Source organism: Megasphaera sp. SC8-1, from assembly GCF_024436295.1.
GTDB classification, from domain to species: Bacteria; Bacillota; Negativicutes; order Veillonellales; family Megasphaeraceae; genus Megasphaera; species Megasphaera elsdenii.
Genome location: NZ_JANFQH010000031.1, coordinates 19,316 through 42,655, shown reverse-complemented (window position 1 = coordinate 42,655; position 23,340 = coordinate 19,316). Strand labels below are relative to the sequence as shown.

Here is a 23,340-nt window from a genome sequence, read left to right as displayed (position 1 = left end):
TTAGCCTACACGATGCATTGCGTCAAAAATAGCCTGGTTCTGCGCCCGGATTTCAACGCCCAGGGCATCGCCCTTCTGTTTGAGCAAATCCTGCAAGGTATCTAAGGTGATGTCGGAATTGTCCATGTCGACGATCATGGCCATGTTAAAAATGCCACCCAAAATGACCTGATTGATCGTAAGGATATTGACTTTATTTTCTGCCATGATCTGGCTGACGGCGGCGATGATACCGGTACGGTCCACGCCAACTACGGTGATTACAACTTTCACAGCTGTCCACTCCTTTTTGTTATTAAATTCCATGCTTCCCTATTATAGCACAGGTAGCGTACTGATTTCCACTGTCTGCATACGAAATGATAGAATTGACGACAAACTGCCCTATACGGGGGCCTATCGCACGAAGGGTCCTGCCATCATGCCGAGTTTGATGTTTGAAGCTTGACGTTTGATGTGACGGTTTCTAATTTCACTCCATCTACATCAAACGTCAAACATATAACACCAAACAGACTATTTATTCAGGGCCTTGCTGATGAGGGCCTTGCCTTCTTCCAGGAGCTTGCCGGCCTGGTCTGGCGAGACGAAGCTTTCGGCATACAATTTGTACAGGTCTTCCGTGCCGGACGGGCGGGCGGCGACCCAGCCGTCATCGGTCGTGATCTTAACGCCGCCAATGGCGAAACCACCGTAGGGGGACTTGGAGAGGACTGCCGTAATGGGACTGCCGCACAACGTCTTTTCTGTGACGTCGTCTTCCGTAAGAGCGCTGATCTTATCTTTTTCTTCCAGCGTAGCTGGCGCATCGCTGCGCATGGTATAAGGCCGGCCCAGTTTTTCGCAGAGGTCATTATAATATTCGATGGGCGACTTGCCCGTAACGGCGCGGATTTCCGCAGCCAAGAGGCACATGATCATGCCGTCCTTATCGGTCGTCCAGACGCTGCGGTCTTTGGCGATGAAGGAACCGCCGGCACTTTCTTCGCCGGAAAAGGCGATTTTGCCCTCCGTATAGAGGGGACCGAAATACTTGAAGCCTACCGGTACTTCATAGAGGGGGATATCGAGGAGCTTGGCTGCCCGGGCCAGCATATCCGTCGTGACGACGGTCTTGGCGATGCCCAGGCCTTCAAAATTTCGATGCGTCATAAGGTAATGAGCGGCGACGGTCAGGAAGGCATTGGCCGAGATCATGCCTTCTGCGCCGGAAACGATACCGAAGCGGTCGTAGTCCGGGTCATTGGCCAGGATGAGGTTGTAATCGGCGGCCTGGCCGGTAACGGCCGACATGACATAGGCCGATGAGCAGTCCATGCGGACCTTGCCGTCGTGGTCGTAATTCATGAACGTGAACTGCGGATCATACGTATCGTTGACGAAGTCCAGGTCGAGACGATACACATCGGAAATCTGGTGCCAGTAATTCATGCCCGACCCGCCCAGGGCATTGACCAGGATGCGCAGCTTGGCATCGCGGATGGCGTCCATGTCGATGATGGATTCCAGTTCTGCCACGTAAAGGCCCTTGTAGTCGTAAGGGACGACGAACGCGCTGTCTTTGGCCTGGTCATAGGCCATCATCCTGACGTCCTGGTTATGGCCTGCCAGGAGACGGTTGGCTTCCGTTTCGATGGCCTTGGTGATGTCCGAGCCGGCCGGCCCGCCGGTAATGGGGTTATACTTGATACCGCCGTGTTCCGGAGGATTATGGGATGGCGTGATGATCAAGCCGTCGGCCAGGCGTTCTTCGCGACGGCGGTTGTAGCGCAGGATGGCCCGCGATACCGACGGCGTCGGTACGAAATCGCCTTCGCTATCGACGTAAGCCGTGACGCCGTTGGCTGCCAGGACGGACAAGACCGTTTCATAAGCCAGTTTCGATAAATAATGGGTGTCTTCGCCGACGAACAGGGGCCCTTCCGCGCCGAACTGTTTGCGGAAGTTGCAGACGGCCTGGGTAATGGCCGCGACGTGGTCCTCGGTAAAGCTGCCGTTGCCGGCCTGGCCGCGATGGCCTGACGTGCCGAAGCGGACCTGCTGATGAGGATCCGTCACATCGGGATGCGTCGAATGATATGCCGCAGCGATGGCGTTCAAATCAATGTAGTCTTCTCTTCTTACTTTAGTACCTGCCAATTCATGTACTGCCATACTATCACCTGCTTCATTGTTTTGACAATCGTACAGCGATTTTATACAATAAGGACGAGTATGCGCGGTTCCACGCCACGCTATTCCATGGCTGTACGTCATCATTGTTATAGTTTACATTCATTATAACAAAAAATGTATCAATATCCTAGATATATAAGGAAGAAAGGTGATTTGCATGACAAAATTTATTTCCTGGAACGTCAACGGCCTGCGGGCCGTCATGAAGAAAGGCTTCCTGGATATCTTCCAGGCCCTCGACGCCGACGTCTTCTGCCTGCAGGAAACGAAGCTCCAGGCCGGCCAGATCGACCTGGACCTGCCCGGGTATGAACAATACTGGAACTACGCCGACCGCAAAGGCTACAGCGGCACGGCCATCTTCACCCGCCTGGCCCCCCTGTCCGTCCGCTACGGCATGGGCATCGACGAACACGACCACGAAGGGCGCCTGATTACCCTGGAATTTCCCGATTATTACTTCGTGACCTGCTATACACCCAATTCCCAGAGCGAGCTGGCCCGCCTGCCGTACCGCATGAAATGGGAAGACGATTTCCGCCAATACCTGCTGGACCTGCACCAGGAAAAACCGGTCATCGTCTGCGGCGACCTCAACGTAGCCCATGAAGAAATCGACCTCAAGAACCCCAAGACGAACCGAAAGAATGCCGGCTTCTCTGACGAAGAACGGCAGAAGATGACCGACCTATTGGCGGCGGGCTTCACCGATACGTGGCGCTACTTCTACCCCGATGTGACCGGCGTGTATTCGTGGTGGAGCTACCGCTTCAAAGCCCGTCAGAACAATGCCGGGTGGCGCATCGACTACTTCCTGACCACGAAAGACCTGGACAGCCGCCTGGCCAAAGCATCCATCTATACCGACATCACCGGCAGCGACCACTGCCCGGTCGGCCTGGAATTGAAATAATCCATCCACCCGAAAGGAGAGATTGTTATGTTAAAGAAATTGACTACTGCCCTGCTGGCCTGCACGGCTTTCGCCCTGCCCCAGGCCTTTGCCTTATCCGTCCTGCCCGAAGCCGGTGTCAGCCTCGGCGTCGGCACGAAAGAACAGTACGCCGAAGCTAAAGTCCTGCCGCGGACGACGATTGGCTACAAACGGGCCGACCGCGACCAGTACGGCAACCAGAACGACATCTATGCCAAATACAACGTCATCGGCTCGAAAGTCCAGCTCCTAGGTGGCTGGCGCAACAACATCGACGAACAGTCGAGTTCGACGTCCTTCTACGGCGGCATCGGCATCGCTGCACCGCACATCCTGGGTCTCCAGCCCTATGCGACTTATGTCAAAGGCTCGCATTTCGCCGAAACCCAGGCCGGCCTCAATTACAACATCGCCTTCGGCTGGGGATTGAACATCAATTACCACAATTATATGCCTGAAGACGGCGACAACGAGCACGGCGTCGGCGCCGGCGTGACCTTCCATTTTTAAAGGGCGCAGGCCGCCGCGGTCCAAAGGGACCGAAAAAAGGAGCTGTCGCATTGCGACAGCTCCTTTTTACATCCAAACGATGTATTAGAAAGCGTTATGAGAATATTCGTAATACATGTCAGTGAGCTGATCCATTTTATCACTCATTTCGACCATGAGGTTCGAAGCGGTATCGTAGTCATCAGCAGCCAGAGCCTGTTTGATCTTGGAGAAGATGGACAGGCTCTTTTCCGTGTCACGGCCTAATTCCGTACGGAGAGCGTTGATCTTGGTCCAGCGTTCGACTTCGAGAGCATTGCTGTCACCGTCAGCATGGAGCTGTTCGGCAGCGATGACTTTCGAAAGGTTTTCCGGAATGATACGGTACTGGAGTTCCAGAGCCCAGCGGCTGAGAGCGCCGAGTTTGAAGGATTCCATGATGCGTTTCTGGAAAGCATCGCAAGCGAGGTCGTCCAATTTTTCTGGATACGTCGAGAGGGCTTTGAAGTTTTCCCAGACCGTGCGCGGAGCTTTGCCGAACATGGCATTGCGTTCTTCGTCGTTGAAGTTTTCGAAGACGTCGACTTCGGAACGATAAGCGCGGTCTTTTTCCAGATAATCGGCATCTTCGCCCGGTTTCTTAGAGAGTTCAGCTAAGAGTTCAGCCGTCGATTTGCCACTGGAGAGTGCATATTTGATACCATCCAAGGCGCCGAGATAGCACATGGCAATGGCAATGAACGTATTGGTGAACGGGTTCGGAGCACGAAGTTCGAAACGCGTAGCTGCCGGGCTGGCAATATCGCGAATGAGGCCGGCCAGGACGGAACGGTTACGAGTCGGAACGTCCGGTGTTTCCCCGCCGAGAGCCGTTACGATGCAAACAGGAGCTTCAAAGCCCGGTTTCAAACGGTTCAAGGAGTCCGTCGTCGACGATACGAAGGGGTTGATGACTTCGTAGTGTTTGAGGATACCCATGATAGCGCCATAACCAAGAGCCGAAAGGAATTCGCTCTTCATGTCGTCCGGGTTGAAGAGGTTGACGAATTTGCCGTTCTTCATGATGGCACCGATACCAAAATGGGTATGTTCGCCAGAACCGGCAACACCGTGGATCGGTTTAGCCTGGAAAGTAACTTCGAGGCCGTTTTCACGGAAGACTTCGCGGACGATGATACGGGCAGCGATTTCGTTATCTGCTGTCTGTACAGGGTCGCTCGTATATTTCCAGTCGACTTCGAGCTGTTCCAGGACGAAGGTCAATTTACCGGAATCATCGATTTGTGCTTTAACGCCGCCGACTTCTTTATGGCCCATTTCCGGAGCAAAGCCGTATTTTTCCAAGCGTTCAACGGTCTGTTCAAGTGCCGTACGGACGACACCGTGTGTACGCTGCCAATACTGTTCCTGCATCTTCTGGGATGCCGAAAGGAGACGAGTAGCGACATCCTGGCTCGGCGTCTTGACCCAGAATTCCAATTCTGTAGCCGTCGTGAAGACGATCTTTTCGATATCGTCCGGATTGATGGACGTGCCTTTAATGCCGTATTTTTTAACAAGAGCCAAAATCTGGTCGCCTACGTAATCGCAGGTATTGCGAAGGATGGAACGAGAATCGATAAAGCCCGTAGCATGGCGGAGGAAGCTCGGAATACGGAGCGTGCCGACAGGTTTGCCCGTTTCTGGATCGATATTGCCGTCATTGTAGTCGATGAACCAGTTGACGCTCGGGTCGGCTTTGATGTCAACACGGGCATTGGACAAGGTAGCAATGCCCGGCAGGACGACGGAAGAACCGTCTGTCTGGAAAGCCGTTGCATTGAAGAATTTATCGTATTCATCGAAGAATACACTAATAGGAATCTTTTCGTCCGTATCGTTGCCGGCGAGGTCGATGCCTACGAGAGATACAAATTTAATTTCCGGGTGCTGTTCGAGTAAGGCCAGCACACCTTCTTTACCATATTGACCTGCAGGGATTACATATACTAAATCATCTTTAGTCATCATGACTCCTCCTTTGGGTGAAAAAAAAGACTCCGCCCCTGTGGTTAAGGTTCGGAGTCTTCTTTGACTCTTGTTTCATGACTTATTTTATTTTCAAATCATGTTAAAATAATACAATCAATCAGTCTATTTGTCAATAGATTTTTTATAAAAATCTAACAAAACTAATTATTTTGTAAAATTTCTCGAACAATCTGTGAAACAAGCTTGCCGTCAGCCTTACCTTTGACTTTCGGCATGACGAGCTTCATGACGTCGCCCATCTTGAGACCGCTCTGACCGGCAACGGCATCGTTGACGATCTGGCGGATTTCATCGGCTGTGAGCTGTTTGGGCATGTACTTTTCCAGTACGGCCATTTCTGCCTTCGTTTCTTCGACGAGGTCGCTGCGGCCTGCCTTTTCAAACTCAGCCAACGATTCCTTGCGCTGTTTCATTTCTTTGGCAATGACGGCGCCGACGCCAGCGTCATCGAGTTCGCATTTGCCGTCGATTTCCGTGTTGCGGATGGCCGAACGGACCATGCGGATGACGGACAAAGCCGTTTTACCAGCTTCTTTGGCTTTCATAGCCGCTTTCATGTCCTGAAGCAGTTCTTCTTTAAGAGACATGCTATCACCCTTCTTACATTTGACGATTATGCTCTGTACTTCCGTTTCCGTGCTGCTTCGGATTTTTTCTTTCTCCGTACACTCGGTTTTTCGTAGTGTTCACGTTTCCGTACTTCGGAAAGAACACCTGCCTTTTGGCAAGAACGTTTGAAGCGGCGAAGTGCGCTGTCTAACGTTTCGTTTTTACCAACTCTGATTTCTGCCATTCTATTATCCCTCCCTCCAAGGTATGATAGGGAGTGCTTTTACTGCACACAATGAAATTATACTCAGATTGGCGTCATTTGTCAACAATTTCTGAAGTTCATCGTATAAATTTACTGAATACATAATTGCCATAGCCTAAACCTTCTTCACTGAGGCAGCAGCCCTGTGCCGTGCGTTCCAGAAGGCCCTGGCGGACGAGCTGGTCGATGACGGGACCGAAGTCGTCTTCGATGGCTTTCCCGAAGCGGCGGGCATAATCGCCGTAGTCGATGCCGGCGCGGCGGCGCAGGGCCAGGAAGCAGTAATCTTCGACGGCCCGCTCGGCGTCGATGGCGACGGACTCGGCGACGACACTCCCCTTCCCGGCCTTTTGGATATAGGCCGGGATGTTGGCCACGTTGGCCCAGCGCATCTTCCCGTCGAAGGAATGGGCCGACACGCCGAAGCCGATGTAGGGCTCATAGGTCCAGTACTTGCTGTTGTGGCGCGACTCGAAGGGGCCTTTGGCATAACTGGAAATCTCGTAGTGATGAAAACCATAACGGTGCATGGCGTCGTGGACCGTCCGGGCCATGGATTCCGTCGCCTCGTCTGGCGGCAGCTGCCAATCCCCTTTCTCCAGGCCGGCTTTGAGCTGCGTCCCCTCTTCGACGATGAGGCTGTAAATGGACGCGTGGACGACGGGCAGCTGAGACAGGCGCTCCACGTCGCGGCGGACATCGGCCAAGGTCTGGCCCGGCAGGCCGTACATGAGGTCCAGGGACAGGTTGTGGATGCCGGCATCGTAAGCCGCCTGGATGGCCCTTTCCCCCTGGGCCGCCGTGTGGACCCGGCCCAGGAAGGACAGCATGGCGTCGGAAAAGGACTGGACGCCCAGACTCAGGCGGTTGACGCCGCAATCGGCCAGGGCTGCCGCCTTGTCATAGCTCAGGCTGTCCGGATTGGCTTCCATGGTAATTTCTGCATCGTCAGCGATGCGGAAGGTCCGCCTCAGCGTCTCCAGGATGCGGCCGATTTCGCCGGCCGCCAGCAGGGACGGCGTACCGCCGCCGATGTAGATCGTATCGGCTTCTTCCCCGGCATAAGGAGACGCGGCGATGTCCCGGCACAGTGCCTGGACGTAGCCGTCGCGATAGCGCTCCAGGCCGGCATAGGACGGAAAGTCGCAGTACAGGCATTTATGGCGGCAGAAAGGGATGTGGACGTACAGGCCCAGCGTCATTCTTCGTCGACTTTGAGGACAGCCATGAAGGCTTCCTGCGGGATTTCGACGGTGCCGAACTGTTTCATGCGCTTCTTGCCTTCCTTCTGTTTTTCCAGGAGCTTGCGCTTACGGGAAATATCGCCGCCATAGCACTTGGCCAGGACGTCCTTGCGCAGGGCTGCCACGTTTTCGCGGGCAATGATCTTATTGCCGACAGCTGCCTGGATGGGGATCTGGAAGAGCTGGCGCGGGATGAGGCTGCGCAGTTTTTCGACCAGGGCGCGGCCGCGGCGGGCGGCAAAGTCCTTGTGGACGATGACGCTCAGGGCATCGACGACGTCGCCATTGATGAGGATGTCCATCTTGACCATGGGCGAAGCCTGGTAGCCGTTGAGCTCGTAATCGAGGGACGCATAGCCGCGGGTCGCCGACTTGAGGACGTCGAAATAGTCGTAAAGGATTTCACACAGCGGCAGGTTGTAGACCAAGGAGACGCGCGTATCGTCAAGGTAATCCATGGTGACGTATTGGCCGCGGCGGTTCTGGGAGATTTCCATGACCGTGCCGACCATGTCCTTGGGGATGATGATCGTCGTCTTGACCAGGGGTTCTTCGATATGGTCGATTTTGGTCATATCCGGCATCTGCGACGGATTGTCCACTTCGACCATCGTCCCGTCCGTGCAGTAGACGTGGTAAATAACCGACGGTGCCGTCGTGATCAGGGACAGGTTGTATTCCCGTTCCAGCCGTTCGCGGACGACATCCATGTGCAAAAGGCCCAGGAAACCGCAGCGGAAGCCAAAGCCCAGGGCCGACGATGTTTCCGGTTCAAAGAGGAGGGCTGCATCATTGAGGTGGAGCTTTTCCAGGGCATCGCGGAGATTGTCATAGTCATTCGTTTCTACCGGATAGAGGCCGCAATAGACCATGGGCACGGCCTTGCGGTAGCCCGGCAGGGCTTCTTTGGCCGGATTGTCGGCCAGGGTGACCGTATCGCCGACGCGGCAGTCGCGGACGTTCTTCATGCTGGCAGCCAGATAGCCGACGCTGCCACATTCCAGGGACGGGACGGGATGCATCTGGGGCAGGAAGACGCCCGTTTCGATGACTTCAAATTCCTTGCCCGACGCCATCATGCGGATGCGCTGGCCCGGCTTGATGCTGCCTTCCATGATGCGGATGTTGGCGATAGCCCCTTTGTAGGCATCGAAATGAGAGTCGAAGATGAGGGCCCGCAAGGGTTTGTCCCCTTCGTCAGCCGGTGCCGGGATGCGCTGGACGATAGCTTCCAGGACCTTGTCGACGCCGTAGCCCGTCTTGGCGCTGATCATGATGGCGTCCGACGCGTCGAGGCCGATGACGTCTTCGATTTCCTTGCAGACCCGGTCGGGGTCGGCACTGGGCAAGTCGACCTTATTGATGATGGGAATGATTTCCAGATCGTGTTCCAAGGCTAAATAGACATTGGCCAGGGTCTGGGCTTCGACGCCCTGCGTGGCATCGACGATGAGCAGGGCCCCTTCGCAGGCCGCCAGGCTGCGCGATACTTCGTAATTGAAGTCGACGTGCCCCGGCGTGTCGATGAGATTCAGGGTATACTGTTTGCCGTCTTGGGCATCATAAATGAGACGGGCTGACTGGGCTTTGATGGTGATGCCCCGTTCCCGTTCGAGATCCATCGTATCGAGGAGCTGGTCTTCCATTTCCCGTTTGGGCACGGTGCCGGTCATTTCCAGCATCCGGTCGGCCAGCGTCGATTTGCCATGGTCGATATGCGCGATAATTGAAAAGTTTCTAATATGATCTGTAGACACGGTAGTCCTCCTCTTTTTTTATTGGATGACGCCGCCGCCCAGGACGCGTTCGCCTGTGCCGGCGTCATAAAGCACCAGGGCCTGGCCGGCCGTGACGGCGCGCTGGGCGTCGTCAAATTCGACCCGCAGGCTGTCGCCGTCGGGATAGACCGTGCAGGCCGCTTCCCGGGCGGCATAGCGTATCTTGCCCAGGGCCCGGAAGGGAGCGTCCGGCGTCTCTTCGACCCACGTCGCTTCACAGGCATGGACCGTCTTCGAGAATAAGTCCCGTTCCGAACCGACGATGACTTTATTATGAGCTACGTCCAAGGCCGTTACATAATAAGGGCCGCCGGGACCGCCGAGGTTCAGGCCCCGGCGCTGACCGATGGTATAGGCGGCAATGCCTTTATGGCGGCCGATGACATGGCCTTCTTTATCGACGAAGTCGCCGGGCTTGAAGATGCCCTTCCGTTCGTGCTGCAAGAAGCCCTTGTAATCGTTGTCCGGAATAAAGCAGATATCCTGGCTTTCGGGCTTATTGAAGACCGGCAGGCCCCATTCCTTGGCCAGTTCCCGCGTATGGACCTTTTCCAGGTCGGCCATGGGGAACAAAATATGTGGCAACAAGTCCTGTGTCAGTTGATAGAGGACATAGGACTGGTCCTTGCGGCGGTCTGTGCCGCGGAGCAAGGAATAGATTCCCGTCGCTTCGTCCTTTTCGATGCGGGCGTAATGACCGGTCGCCAGGAAATCAGCGCCGAACTGGCGAGCTTTCTCCCAGAGCAGGCCGAACTTAATGAATTTATTGCAGGCAATACAGGGATTGGGCGTCTTGCCGTGGACGTAAGCATCGATGAAATAGTCGATGACGTCGCGCCGGAAGATATCGCGGAAATCCAAGGTATAATGGGGAATCCCCAGGACCGAGGCGACGGCTTTGGCATCGTCGACGGAACTGAGGGAGCAGCAGGCGTGGACGTTATCGATGGTGCAAGCCGGATCTTCTTCCCACAGGCGCAGGGTAATGCCGATGACATCATACCCTTGCTGCTTCAAGAGACCGGCTGTGACCGAACTGTCGACGCCGCCGCTCATAGCTACGGCAACTCGTTTCATAATGATTCTCCTCTGCTTTTACGGACAGCGTCGCCAATGATGGCAACGGCTCGTTTTATTTCATCTAACGTATTCTCTTTGCCTACGGACAAGCGGATACTGCTGCGCAGCCACTTCTCTTCGATTCCCATAGCCTGGAGGACATGGGATGCCTCGACGGCGCCGGCTTCGCAGGCCGAACCGGCAGAGACGGCCAGTCCCTGGAGATCGAGGGCGATGAGCAAGATGGCGCTGTCCACCCCGTCGACGCTAAAGTCGATGATGTTGGGCAAGACGTGATTGCGCCGGCCATTGAGGTGGAACCGGGCATCGCCTTTGATGAGCCTGTCATAGACGGTATCGGTCAGGCGCCGCGCCCCCAGGACGCGGTCGTCCCGTTCGGCTTCCAGGAGTTCCGCAGCCTTGCCGAAGCCGGCAATGGCTGCGACGTTCTCCGTCCCCGCCCGCAAGCGGTGTTCCTGCGGGCCGCCGTAAGCTTCAGCTGCCACATTCAGGCCGTGGCGGATGTACAAGGCGCCGACGCCTTTGGGACCGTAAATCTTATGGCTGCATACGGTCAGCATGTCAATGCCCTGCGCTAAGGGCCGAATGGGTACGTAGCCAAAGGCCTGGACGGCATCGACGTGAAAGGCGATGCCCTTCTGCCGGGCCAGGGCACCGATGGCGTCGACAGGCTGGACCATGCCCGTTTCATTATTGGCGTACATGACAGAAATGAGGACTGTATCGTCGCGCAGGGCCTGGGCCACGGCGTCTGCCGTAACCCGGCCGTCGGCTTCGACAGGGACATAGGTCACATCGTACCCCTTTTGTTCCAGGGCCTGGAAGGTCCGCAGGACAGCGTGGTGTTCCACAGCCGTCGTGATAAGATGGCCGCCGTCGGGGAAATTGGCCCGCAGGAAGCCGAGGATGGCCAGATTGTCCGCTTCTGTGCCGCCACTGGTGAAGACCAGGTCTTCGCCCTTGACGCCCAGGCAGTGGGCCACCTGGCTGCGCGCCGTCTGGACGGCAGCCCGGGCCTGCTGGCCGAAATAATGAAGGCTCGACGGATTGCCGTAAGCCGTCGTCAAATAGGGCATCATGACGTCCAGGACGCGCGGGTCCATAGGCGTCGCAGCCGCATTATCTAAATAAATTCGTTTCATTGATGATTCTGACTCCAAAGTTGACAAAATAGCTATAAAAAATAGCCTATTATTTATAATACCATAGGCCTGTGTTCGTGGCTAGTAGGGACCGTCCTGTAAAGGCGGCCCGTTGTGGGAATCTCGTGGTTCGTGACCCGTGGCTCGTGACTCGTGGTTCGTGGCTCGTGACTCGTGGTTCGTGGCTCGTGACTCGTGGTTCGTGGCTCGTAGGGGCCGTCCCAAAGGGCGGCCCGTTTGTGGGAATCCCGCAGGATGCGGACTGCGGACTGCGTTATCCACAGGATTCGCGGCGGGCTCCCCACGCGGGAGCCCCTACAATGCGGTTTGCGTTATCCACGGGATTCGCGCGGGCGCCCGGTTATGGGCGCCCCTACGGCCTCTACGCTAATGTTTAGCGTAGAGGCTGGGCACGCCGTCGACGTCGGCGCATTTGGTGTTGCAGCCTTCCTGGCTGCAGACCCAGAACGGGCCATACGGGCCAGTCCGTTTCTGGAAGGTCCCTTTATGGCAGCGCGGGCAGGGATAGGGCGACGGCTTGGCGTCGGGCCGTTTCTTTTCTCCCTCGACGGGCTCGGTGTGGCGGCACGACGGGTAATTGCTGCAGCCGTAGAAGTCGCCGTATTTGCCGTGGCGCTTGACCATGGCGCTGCCGCAGACGGGACAGACCTTGATGCCGGCCAGGTGCATGACGACTTTCCGTGCTGCCGTGACTAAGGTATCCAGGAAGGACAACTGGTCGTGCAGGAAGTGGTTGAGGTCATCCTTGCCCAGGCTCATCTGATAGAGCCGTTCTTCCCAGACCGCCGTTTCGTCGGGATAGAGCATTTCATCCGGCAGGGAATCGACGAGGAGATACGCGTCGTCTGTGGGCTTGAGGTACTTCTTCTTCCCTTCTGTCGTCAGGAATTTGCGCTGGATGAGTTCCTGGATGATCGTCGCCCGCGTCGCTTCGGTGCCGATGCCCTGGACTTCTTTCAATTTCTTCTTCAGGCTTTCATCCTTGACGTACTTATAGATTTCCTTCATCGCTGCCAGGAGCGTCGACGGCGTAAACCGCGGCGGCGGCTTCGTCGCTTTCTTGTCGACCTGGCCGTTCTGGTAGTGGACGCCGTCGCCCTTGCGGACCGCCGGCAGGGTCCCCTTTTCTTCGTCTTCCTCGTCATGCTTATCGCTCTGATAGAGGACTTTCCAGCCCGGCACGGTGACGGTCTTGCCGTGGGCGATAAAGGTTTCGTCAGCGGCTTCGATGACCATGCGCGTCTGGTCGTATTCATGGATGGGATAGAACTGGGCCAGATAGGCCTGGGCGACGAGATAGTAGATATGCTGCTGCATAGACGTCAATTTATCGAAGGGGCAGGCTACGGTCGTCGGGATGATGGCGTGATGGGCCGTGATCTTGCTGTCGTTCCAGGCACGGCTGCGTATCTTGCCGTCGGCACCGGCCGCCCATTCCGCCAGCTTCCCCGCTTCCAAGGCACCGATGTTCTGTAAGATCCGCGGTACATCCTTGCGCTGGTTCACCGGCAGATATTCGCAGTCCGACCGGGGATAGGTCGTCAGTTTCCGTTCGTACAGTTCCTGGGCCGTATCGAGGACCTGCTGCGGCGTGTAGCCATACCGCTTGCCGGCCAGGACCTGCAGGGACGACAGGGACAGGGGCAGGCGCTGGGCCTCTTTCTTCTTGGTCTTCTTGTTCTCGACAATCGTACCGTCAGGCCGAGCCTGGAGGCGTTCGAGGATGGATCGGGCCGTCTTTTCATCGACACAGCGCCCTTCCGGATCGAGGCCGCCCTGGGTATCGCGGGGCTGCCATTGGGCGCGGATGACGCCGTTCTTATGAAGGAAATCGGCTTTGACGACGTAATACGTGACGGGCACGAAGTTGTCCAGTTCCCGCTGGCGGCGGACGACGAGGGCCAAGGTCGGCGTCTTGACGCGGCCAATGGGAAAGACGACGCGGTGCCCCTGGCGGCGGGCAGCCAGGGTATACGCCCGGGACAGGTTCATGCCGATGAGCCAGTCGGCGCGGCTGCGGGCCAGGGCCGATTCCTTGAGGTGGACGAAATCACCGTTGCTGCGTAAATCGTCGAGGGATTCGTGGATGCTCTTTTCATCGAGGGCATTCAGGAGGATCCGTTCGACAGGCTTCTTATTGCCGACGTAGTCGAGGATCTCGTCGATGAGCAGCTGCCCTTCCCGGTCCGGGTCCCCGGCGTTGACGATGGTATCGACGTCGGGACTGGCGATGAGGTCCGTAATGACCTTGAACTGGTCCTTGCTGGCCGGACTGACCAGGAGCTTCCACTTTTTAGGGATGATCGGCAAGTCATCGGCATTCCAGCGCTTGTACTTGGGATCATAGTCCTGGGGTTCAGCCTGCTGCAAGACGTGGCCATAAGCCCAGGTCACGATGCCCCCACCCGTGCGGATACAGCCGTTCCCCCGCTGATGCGGCTCTGGCAGGCACTTCGCCAGTTCCCGGGCCATGCTCGGTTTTTCGGCAATAAAAAGTTTCATAAAGCATCTCTCTTTCTGAAATAGACTGTACCTTATATCATACCATGGCTCGTGGCTCGTGGCTAGTAGGGGCCGTCCCAAAGGGCGGCCCGCTTGTGGGAATCCCGTCGAATCGTGGATCGTGGTTCGTGGTCCGTGGGACCGCGGCGGCCTGCGTTTATACGGCTTTTGTGACTTTTGCCAGCTGGCCGGCGGCTTCGATGGCGCGGACGAAGGATGGCGGGATGTCTTCTTTTTTCAGGGACTGGCCGATGAGGCGGCCGAGGATGACGCCTTTATTGCTGTAGAGCCAGGCGAAATAATAGATGTACAGGGCTTTCTTATTGCGCGGATTGACGTGCCACAGAAGGCGGGCCGGATAATCGTGGAAGTTGACGTCCAGTTTGCGGCAGGCCTTCTTGATCATGTCCGTCGTGGCCCGGGCGTGTTCGCCGCAGGCCGTATTGATGATGCGGTCCAGGTCGCGGCGCTGGCCGTGGTCGATCATGGTCTTGGCCAGGTCCATTTCAAAGCAGATTTCATCGGTGAAGTAGACGCCCCGTTCGCTCTTGTGGCTGCCCTTGACGTCGGCGTCGTAGAGGGCGACGACGGGAATCTTGAAGTATTCCAGGAGCTTCTTGATCTTGGAAATGGAACTTTCGCCGCGGGCATTGATGAGGCAGATGCCGTAGTAATCGAAAGGCAGGTCCAGGGTCTTGCCGAAATGCTGGAAGCAGCCGTATTCCGTTTCCCCTTCGACGATGAGGACGCTCCGCGAATACAGGGCTTCTTTGACTTCCGGGAAGTGCATGATCAAGTGTTTCTCGATTTCTTCGCTGAAATGGAAGCCGGCACCGCAGGCCGCTTTGACCAGGCCCTGTTTATTGCGGTACAGGCGGATGATGTGGCGATAATCGTCGATGAGGGAATCCGTCGAATGGGTGACGATGAACAACTGGCCCCGCAGACCGTCGAGGCCGAACAAATCCTTGAGGAGCGTGCAGAACTGCGGGTCTTCATTGTTGAGGAGCTGCTGGTAATAATGCAGGACCGACCGCTGCATATAGGGATGGAGGTGCATTTCCGGTTCATCGATGGAAATGACCAGGGGCAGATAGCGCTTACCTGCTTCGTCGACGATGACATTGTGTTCCAAGGGCACGGCGCGGCTGATGGACATCAGGTAGACCTGGGTGATGATGCACAAGGCGGCCAGGGAAATGAATTTCATATTGTCCGCCCTGGGCCGGTCCATGCGGCATAAGAGACGGGACAAGAGGAAAATGTTGATGAAATACGACGAGTCCATGGTGCCGACGGCGACTTCGTGGTGGATGAAGGCCTTGGCTTCGTCCGACAGGCCATCCCAGTGAGCCTCGCCCCAGTTCGACAGCTTCTGTTCCAGGGCCCGGTAAATGCGCGGCGGCACGCGCTGTTCTTCCGGTACAGCCGCCGAATAGGATACGTAGCGCAGGCGGCGGATGAGCTCTAACGGCAGTTCTTCGCCGCTGTTGTCATCGTAGAGATGAGGATACATATCGCTGACGCGCATTTCCATGCGGACGCGCACACTCTGGCGGCGTTCGTCCGGCGTATCGGCGAAATGTTCCCGTTCACTCTGCAGCAGGTGCAGGTCCATGGTGATGACGATAGGCCGGGTCACGTCGGCATAATCGTCTTCTTCGACGTTGCGGCCATCACTCATATAGGAAATGAGGCGCAGCAGGCCGCTCTTGCCGATGGCGTTTTCCCCGACGATATAGTTGGCCTTTTCGTGAAAAGTCATTTCGACATCTTGCAGATTCCGGTAATTTTGAATACGCATATAAGTAAGATACACAAAATCACATCCTTTACAACGTTCTTTACTATACGTATTCGACAAAAAATGCGCTGCTCCCTTCTTTTTGAGAGCAGCGCGTTATTCCTTTTATGTATCATTCATCGTTTGATCAACGTCCGCTTTCGCGGCACACTTTAGCCAGCCAGCGGGCGATGTCGAAGGTCAGCTGCCCGTCTTTGAGCTGCCAGTGCCAATTACCTTCCGCTACACCTGGTGTATTCATGCGTCCCGACGACGGCAGGGCCAGGAGGTCCTGCATGGGGATGATGACCGTTTCGGCCCGGCGGCGGCAGGTATAGGCGATGAGGGCGCCGACGATTTCCTGCGGAGCCGCTTCATCAGACAGGCCCAGCATCTGGCGGACGTGGAGCTGCTGGCTCGGCGTCAGGTCGTCTTCATACCAGCCGCGGATGGTGTTGTTGTCATGGGTCCCGGTATAGGCGATGCAGTCCGGTTCCGTATCGAAGGCCAGGCGGCCGTCGGCCCGGTCCTTGAGGTGGAACTGGATGACTTTCATCCCCGGCAGGTGCAGGGCATCTTTCAAGGTGCACACGTCGTCGGTAATGACGCCCAGGTCTTCGGCGACGAGGCGGAGCCTGCCGATTTTCTGATAGACCGCCCGGAAGAGGTCGAGGCCGGGGCCCTCTTTCCAGGCGCCGCTCTTAGCCGTTTCCGAACCGGCCGGCACCGCCCAGTAGGCGGCAAAGCCGCGGAAATGGTCGACCCGGACTTCGTCGACGAGGTCCATCATGCGGCGGAAGCGGTCCGTCCACCACTGGTAGTTGTCCGCAGCCATGGCCTGGTAATCGTAAAGGGGATTGCCCCAGAGCTGGCCATCGGCACTGAAGTAATCGGGCGGGACGCCGGCGACAGATGACGGATTCCCCATTTCGTCGAGGTCGAACTGGTCCTGGTGGGCCCAGCAGTCGGCACTGTTGTGGGCGACGAACATGGGCACATCGCCGAGGACGGACACGCCGTTTTTGGCGGCATAGGCCCGGACATCGTGCCACTGGCGGCTGAAGATATACTGCATGAATTTGACATGCGATACGGCGCCGGCCAGTTCCCTGCCGTACTGAGCCAGGGCTTCCCGGCTGTGATGGCGGATATCTTCGGGCCACTCCGTCCAGCAGCGGCCGCCGAAGAAGTCGCGGACAGCCCGGAACAGGGCGTAGTCGTCGAGCCAGTAGGCATTCTTTTCACAGAAAGCCCGGAACGGTTCCCAGGGAATGGTCAGGTCCGGATCATGGGACATATCCCAGAGAATCTTGGCCTTATAAGCTGCCAGGCTGTGCCAGGACGCCGTCTTTTGCCCCTGGGCCAGGAAATCGTCCAGCGCTTCCTGCCGCAGCCAGCCCCAGTCGCGCAGGACTTCCAGGGAAATGAGGGCTTCGTTGCCGGCAAAGGCCGATTCCGACAAATACGGCGAATCGCCCATGAGGGGCGGCGTCAGGGGCAGGATCTGCCAGACCCGTTGGCCGGCGGCTTTGAGGAAATCGACGAAGCGGTATGCCGCCGGTCCCAAGACGCCGTTGCCACAGGCTGCCGGCAGGGACGTCGGATGCAGGAGGACACCGGCCCGCTTGGTCCCGGCCTCCTTCCCCTGGAGGATGACTACTTTCAGGGGCGGCAGGGTCAGGGTCAGGCGGCTGTTCACCGTCGTGACCGGCGTCATGCGCGGATGGAGGGCATTGGTCAGTTTCCCGTAAGCCAGGCCGTCCGTATAGATACTGATTGTCCGCAGGGCCGACGGATTGCGGTTCATAGCGATGATGAAGAAGCCATCTTCGGCGGTCTTGCCGAAGACATCCCGTCCCCCTTCGATGACCCGGGCAAAGGCGAAGACGTCGCCGTCGGCATAGAGGGGGATGAAGCGGCCCGTCTGTAAAGCGTCGTGTGCTGTGCGCAGCCGCGTCAGGGCCTTGGTCCAGGACAGCAGGTCCAGGTCTTCGTGGCCCCAGGGATAGGTCCGGCGGTTGTCGGGATCCTTGCCGCCGGTGACGCCGACTTCATCGCCGTAATAGATGCAGGGCGCACCGGGCATGGTCATCTGCCAGGCCGTCAACAGCTTCAGGCGCTTCTTGCCCGTTTCTTCGGCCGTCGCCACGTCGGTGCCGCCGGCCTTGGTGAGAACCGTCAGGATGCGTTCGATATCGTGGCTGCCGATGAGGTTGAGCATGGCATAGAAATTTTCGGGCGGATAATTTTCAATGAGCCGCGTCAATTCAGCATTCATGCGCCGCGCATCTTTGACACCGGTCATGAAATCCAGCATGATGGCCCGCTGGGCGTAATTCATGGCACTGTCGATGTCATAGCCGCAGAGGTACTCCCGCTGCTCACTGTAACTGACCTTGTTCGAAGCATCTTCCCAGACTTCGCCGATGAGGATGGCGTCGGGCTTTTCCTCTTTCAGCGTATGGTAGAACTGGCGCAGGAAGGGCACGGGCAATTCATCGATGACGTCCAGGCGCCAGCCGCTGATGCCTTCGTTCAGCCAGTATTTGAGGACGCTGTCTTCGCTGTCGATGATGAAATCCATATAAGACGGCGTCGTCTCTTCGACATCGGGCAGGTCCGATACGCCCCACCACGATTCATAGTCGTCGGGATACTGCTTGAAGCGGTACCATTCATAGTAAGGCGACTCCTTCGACTGATAGGCGCCGACGCCGGGATAGTTGCCGAAGCGGTTGAAGTAAATGCTGTCGGCCCCGGTATGGCTGAAGACGCCGTCAAGGATGATGTGGATGCCTGCTTCTTTGGCGGCCTGGCAGAAAGCGGCAAATTCTTCATTCGTCCCCAGCATGGGGTCGACGCGGAAGTAATCGGCCGTACCGTAGCGGTGATTGCTGGAACTTTCAAAAATCGGGTTGAGGTAAATAGCCGTAATGCCCAGTTCCTTCAAGTAAGGCAGCTTTTCCCGGATACCGGCGAGGTTGCCGCCAAAAAAGTCGTAATAGACGATGTCTCCCTTGCCTTCGCGCTTGCAGTAATAAGGCACGTCGTCCCAGTCGCTATGGATGACGGCCCCTTTCTTGCCGTACAGGCGGCCTGTCGTATGGGTCCCGTGGCGGAAGCGGTCCGGGAAAATCTGGTAGACGATGGCATGTTTGAACCAGTCCGGCGTATGGGCGTCCTTATCGTAGACCGTGACCTGATAGGCCGGCGGCACCTCGGGATATTTGGCCCCTTCCCCGCCGAGGCGGTCGTAGTTATTGCCGTAATAGACGGTCTCATGGCCATCGTCGACGATGAAATAATACCAGACCAGGCAGCCCTTGGTCGGCATGGTGACGCAGCCCGTGAAGATGCCGTCTTGGTACGTCATGGGCACAAAGGATTCACCGACATTGCTCTGCCACAGGCGGATGCGGGCCCGGCAGTTCCGGGCATCGCTGCCGCCGGCCCGGAGGCGCAGGATGAGCCGGCTCCCGGAGGGAACGGCACCAAAAGACGAGCGGTAATAAAATTCATGAGAGTTGTGGTACAATCGTAAGTCCATAAGCGGTCCTTTCGTGGCGATTAGTGGCTAGTGGCTAGTGGCTAGTGGTTAGTGGTTAGTGGCTAGTGGTTAGTGGCTAGCCGTTAGCCAAAAAGGCCTGCCGGACAACGACAAGCCTTTTATCGTTCGTCGTTGTTCGTTCGTCGTTCATCGAAGAAACTAAAAAACATTCCCTGCGATGAACGATGAACTACAAACGAAAAACGCGATTTTATTGTTGTAATACTTTTTTGTACAGATTCAGGTACGCTTCGGCCGAGCGGTCCCAGCTGTAATCGCTGGTCATGGCGTTGCGGACGAGGATATCCCACAGGGCCGTGTCTTCGTAGTAGCCCATGGCCCGTTTCGTCGTGAACAGGAGTTCATGGGCGTTGAAGTTCGGGAAGGTCAGGCCATTGCCCTGTTTGCTGTATTTATCGAAGGGATGGACCGTATCCTTGAGGCCGCCCGTTTCGCGGACGATGGGGATGGCGCCGTAGCGCAGGGCGATGAGCTGGCTCAGGCCGCACGGTTCGTACCGCGATGGCATGAGGAACATGTCGGCAGCGGCATAGACCTTATGGGCCAGGGCTTCGTTGAAGGTGATGTTGGCCGATACCTTCGTCGGATGACGGCGGGCCAGTTCGCGGAAGGCGTTTTCATAGCCGGCATCACCCGTGCCGACCAGGACCAGCTGGACGTCGTCGTCGACGAGTTCATCCATGATGCGCGTGACCAGGTCCAGGCCCTTGTCTTCGACAAGGCGCGTGACCATGGCGATCAGGGGGACGCCGCGCTTGATGCGCAGGCCCAGTTCGGCCCGCAGGGCGTCTTTATTTTCCCGCTTGCCGGCCCGGGCATTGGCGACGGAATACTGGCGCTTGATGTACGGGTCCGTTTCCGGATTATAGACGTCGACGTCGAGGCCGTTGATGATGCCCGTCACCTTTTCCCCATTGTCGCGGATATAGCCATCCAGGCCTTCGCCAAAGTAAGGATAGGTGATTTCCTGGGCGTACGACGGGCTGACCGTCGTGATGTGGTCGGCGTAGACCATGCCCGATTTCATATAGTTCACGCAGCCGTCACATTCCAGGTTGCCCTTATCGAAGAGTTCCTGCGGCAGGCCGATGATGTCGCGCATGATCGACGGCGGATAGATGCCCTGGTATTTCAAGTTGTGAATGGTATAGATCACTTTGATGCCCTTGTAGAAATCATCATGCCAGAAGTCTTCTTTGAGGAAGACCCCCATGAGGCCCGTATGCCAGTCGTTGCAGTGGATGATGTCCGGCTTGAAGCCGATCTTGGGCAGCATGGTCAGGACGGCGCGGCAGAAATAGGCGAAGCGTTCATCGTCATCGCCGTAGCCGTAAAGGCCATCGCGCTTGAAATACCATTCGTTGTCGATGAAATAGACGGTCACGCCGTCCTGCTTGATTTCTTCGACACCGTAGTAGAGCTGGCGCCAGGCCAGGTTCACGATGCCTGTCGTCACTTCTTTCATCTGCTTCTTCGCTTCTTCGGCGATGCGGCTGTATTTCGGAATGACCAGGCGGACGTCCATGCCCTTCTTGGCTAAGGCCTTGGGCAGTGCGCCCATGACATCGGCCAGCCCGCCTGTTTTAATAAATGGCACTGCTTCTGAGGCCACAAATAATACATTCATCGTATATCCCCCACTTTCCCTATATACCGTATCAGACGTCTGCTTCCTTTTTGGCAGGACGCCCAGGTCTTCTCTTTCTCGTTGCAGCAGTCTTCTTTTCAGACGCTGCCGTTTTGGCTTTCCCTTTTCCACGGGTCGTTGCCTTCTTTCCCGGCGCCTTGGCCGTTTTCTTGACGGTCCCGTCAGCGGCCTTATCGGTTTTCACCGTCCGGCGGCGCCGCGGTTTCGTCACTGCTTTTTTTTTAGCACTTCCAGTGAGCTGCAGGTAAATCGTCGCCAGCGGCGGCAGGGTCAGTTCCAGGGACTGGTCCATGCCGTGCATGGGCACATTCTGGGCTTCAAATTCACCTTCGTTGAGGACGTTGGACCCGCCAAAGGCCGTCGCATCGCTGTTGAAGACTTCGACGTACGTCCCTTTCCGGGGGACGCCAAAGCGATATGAATGGCGGACGACAGGCGTAAAGTTGCAGACGACGACGGTCATATCCGATTCGTCCTTACCGGTACGGTAAAAGGCGATGACGCTGTTGTCGCAGTCGTCGCAGCTGATCCACGAGAAGCCCGACCAGTCGCAGTCTTCTTCCCATAATTCCGGATGGTTCACATAGTACGTGTTCAGGCTGCGCACGTAGTCGTGCATGGCCTGGTGCATGGGATACTTGAGGAGGTGCCAGTCCAGGCTATCATCGTATTTCCATTCGATGAACTGGCCGAACTCGCTGCCCATGAACAGGAGCTTCTTGCCCGGATGGGACATCCAGTAGCCGTAGAAGGCGCGCAGGCCGGCGAATTTCTGCCAGTAGTCGCCAGGCATCTTGTCCAGGAGAGAATGTTTGCCGTGGACGACTTCATCATGCGACAAAGGCAGGATGAAGTTTTCTGAAAAAGCGTAACACAACGAAAAGGTAATCAGGTTGTGATTGTCCTTGCGGAACAGCGGGTCCAGCGACATGTAGCGGAGCATATCGTTCATCCAGCCCATGTTCCATTTGTAATTGAATCCCAGGCCGCCGACGTCGACGGGCTTGGTCACCAGGGGCCAGGCCGACGATTCTTCGGCAATCATCAGGGCCTGGGGGTATTCCTTGAAGACGGCCGTATTGAGATGGCGCAGGAAGTCGATGGCTTCCAGGTTTTCCCGGCCGCCGTATTTATTGGGCTGCCAGTCGCCGTCAGCATGGCCGTAATCGAGGTAGAGCATGTTGGCGACGGCGTCGATGCGCAGGCCGTCGATGTGGAACTGGCTGAGCCAGAAGAGGGCACTGGAAATGAGGAAGGACTGGACTTCCGTCCGGCCATAGTCGAAATTCATCGTGTCCCATTCCTTATTTTCAGCCAGCATGGGGTTGCCCGATTCATAGCACGGCTCGCCGTCAAAATGGCGCAGGCCGTGGGCGTCGCGGCAAAAATGGCCCGGTACCCAGTCGAGGATGACGCCGATGCCGTTGCGGTGGCACAGGTCGACGAGATACATCAAATCTTCCGGCTTGCCATAGCGGCTGGTCGCCGAGAAATAGCCCGTCCCCTGATAGCCCCAGGAGCCGTCGAAGGGATATTCGCACAGCGGCATGAGCTCGATGTGGGTATAATTCATCTGTTTGACATAATCGACGAGCTGGGGCGCTATGTCGCGGTACGACAGCATTTCCCCGTCTTCATCGCGGCGCCACGAGCCGAGATGGACTTCATAGGTCAGCATGGGCTTGCGGTACGAATCGTAAGCACTGCGGCTGTCCATCCATTTCTTGTCGCGCCACGCATAGTGGAGTTTCGTCAGTTTCGATGCCGTATTGGGACGTACTTCCGACCAGAAGGCGTAGGGGTCGCTCTTCAAGATGCGTTCCCCCGATGCCGTCGTGATGGCGTATTTGTAGATGTCCCCTTCCTGGAGGCCGGCAATATGTGTAACCCAAATGCCATTGCCGCAGCTGCTCCGTTCCATGGGGTTGGCATCAGCGTCCCAGTGATTGAAATCACCGACGACGCTGACCTGCTGCGCATGAGGTGCCCAGACGGCAAAGCGCACACAAGGCTTGCGGCGCAGGACCGTGAAATGGGCCCCGAACAGACGATAACTGGCGTAGTTCGTACCTTGATGATACAAGAAGGTACTGTACTCGTCGATTGCACTGAGTTTCATATCTTATCCTCC

The 23,340-nt window shown here is 56.7% G+C and carries 16 protein-coding genes; 2 read left to right on the top strand and 14 right to left on the bottom strand.

Annotation, left to right across the window (positions count from 1 at the left end; translation table 11 throughout):
* The gene (locus NOS26_RS09280; protein WP_255917613.1) at positions 1–273 is read right to left on the bottom strand and encodes an ACT domain-containing protein; all 273 of its coding nucleotides are present in this window, start codon (positions 271–273) and stop codon (positions 1–3) included.
* Between the two features lie 243 nt (positions 274–516).
* Positions 517–2,154 carry a phosphoglucomutase gene (locus NOS26_RS09275; RefSeq protein WP_255917612.1) on the bottom strand — a complete coding sequence of 546 codons (1,638 nt, stop codon included), beginning with the start codon at positions 2,152–2,154 and terminating at the stop codon, positions 517–519.
* A 178-nt stretch (positions 2,155–2,332) separates the two neighbouring features.
* On the opposite strand from NOS26_RS09275, the gene NOS26_RS09270 reads away from it, so the two are divergent.
* On the top strand, positions 2,333–3,088 hold the full coding sequence (locus NOS26_RS09270; RefSeq protein WP_027895667.1) for an exodeoxyribonuclease III: 756 nt from the start codon (positions 2,333–2,335) through the stop codon (positions 3,086–3,088).
* Between the two features lie 27 nt (positions 3,089–3,115).
* On the top strand, positions 3,116–3,619 hold the full coding sequence (locus NOS26_RS09265; protein ID WP_027895668.1) for a hypothetical protein: 504 nt from the start codon (positions 3,116–3,118) through the stop codon (positions 3,617–3,619).
* 84 nt (positions 3,620–3,703) lie between these two features.
* Here the strand turns inward: NOS26_RS09265 and NOS26_RS09260 are convergent, their stop codons facing one another.
* The 12 genes from NOS26_RS09260 to glgB all read right to left on the bottom strand — a co-directional run bounded on the left by NOS26_RS09260 (position 3,704) and on the right by glgB (position 23,328).
* Positions 3,704–5,605 (bottom strand): glutamine synthetase, encoded by a 1,902-nt coding sequence (locus tag NOS26_RS09260; protein ID WP_036204100.1) that lies wholly within the window; start codon positions 5,603–5,605, stop codon positions 3,704–3,706.
* Between the two features lie 164 nt (positions 5,606–5,769).
* On the bottom strand, positions 5,770–6,216 hold the full coding sequence (locus NOS26_RS09255) for a GatB/YqeY domain-containing protein (protein ID WP_014016859.1): 447 nt from the start codon (positions 6,214–6,216) through the stop codon (positions 5,770–5,772).
* Positions 6,217–6,242: 26 nt separating this feature from the next.
* Complete coding sequence (rpsU, locus tag NOS26_RS09250) at positions 6,243–6,422, bottom strand: 30S ribosomal protein S21 (RefSeq protein WP_020311403.1); 180 nt, start codon at positions 6,420–6,422, stop codon at positions 6,243–6,245.
* Positions 6,423–6,520: 98 nt separating this feature from the next.
* A complete protein-coding gene (gene hemW / locus NOS26_RS09245) occupies positions 6,521–7,645 on the bottom strand; it encodes a radical SAM family heme chaperone HemW (RefSeq protein ID WP_255917611.1) in 1,125 nt (374 codons plus the stop codon).
* Positions 7,642–9,444 carry a translation elongation factor 4 gene (lepA, locus tag NOS26_RS09240; RefSeq protein WP_027895671.1) on the bottom strand — a complete coding sequence of 601 codons (1,803 nt, stop codon included), beginning with the start codon at positions 9,442–9,444 and terminating at the stop codon, positions 7,642–7,644. Before lepA ends, hemW begins: the two co-directional genes overlap by 4 nt.
* An 18-nt stretch (positions 9,445–9,462) precedes the next feature.
* Positions 9,463–10,542 carry a tRNA 2-thiouridine(34) synthase MnmA gene (gene mnmA, locus NOS26_RS09235; protein WP_255917610.1) on the bottom strand — a complete coding sequence of 360 codons (1,080 nt, stop codon included), beginning with the start codon at positions 10,540–10,542 and terminating at the stop codon, positions 9,463–9,465.
* Positions 10,539–11,687, bottom strand: coding sequence for a cysteine desulfurase family protein (locus tag NOS26_RS09230; protein ID WP_255917609.1), 1,149 nt, complete (start codon positions 11,685–11,687; stop codon positions 10,539–10,541). Before NOS26_RS09230 ends, mnmA begins: the two co-directional genes overlap by 4 nt.
* Positions 11,688–12,074: 387 nt before the next feature.
* Positions 12,075–14,210 carry a DNA topoisomerase III gene (locus NOS26_RS09225; RefSeq protein WP_255917608.1) on the bottom strand — a complete coding sequence of 712 codons (2,136 nt, stop codon included), beginning with the start codon at positions 14,208–14,210 and terminating at the stop codon, positions 12,075–12,077.
* 157 nt (positions 14,211–14,367) lie between these two features.
* Positions 14,368–16,014 carry an ATP-dependent endonuclease gene (locus tag NOS26_RS09220; RefSeq protein WP_255917607.1) on the bottom strand — a complete coding sequence of 549 codons (1,647 nt, stop codon included), beginning with the start codon at positions 16,012–16,014 and terminating at the stop codon, positions 14,368–14,370.
* Positions 16,015–16,141: 127 nt separating this feature from the next.
* Positions 16,142–19,540, bottom strand: coding sequence for a 4-alpha-glucanotransferase (gene malQ / locus NOS26_RS09215; protein ID WP_255917606.1), 3,399 nt, complete (start codon positions 19,538–19,540; stop codon positions 16,142–16,144).
* A gap of 211 nt (positions 19,541–19,751) precedes the next feature.
* The gene (gene glgA / locus NOS26_RS09210) at positions 19,752–21,188 is read right to left on the bottom strand and encodes a glycogen synthase GlgA (protein WP_014016910.1); all 1,437 of its coding nucleotides are present in this window, start codon (positions 21,186–21,188) and stop codon (positions 19,752–19,754) included.
* 31 nt (positions 21,189–21,219) lie between these two features.
* A complete protein-coding gene (glgB, locus tag NOS26_RS09205) occupies positions 21,220–23,328 on the bottom strand; it encodes a 1,4-alpha-glucan branching protein GlgB (protein ID WP_255917605.1) in 2,109 nt (702 codons plus the stop codon).
* Between the last annotated feature and the right edge of the window lie 12 nt (positions 23,329–23,340).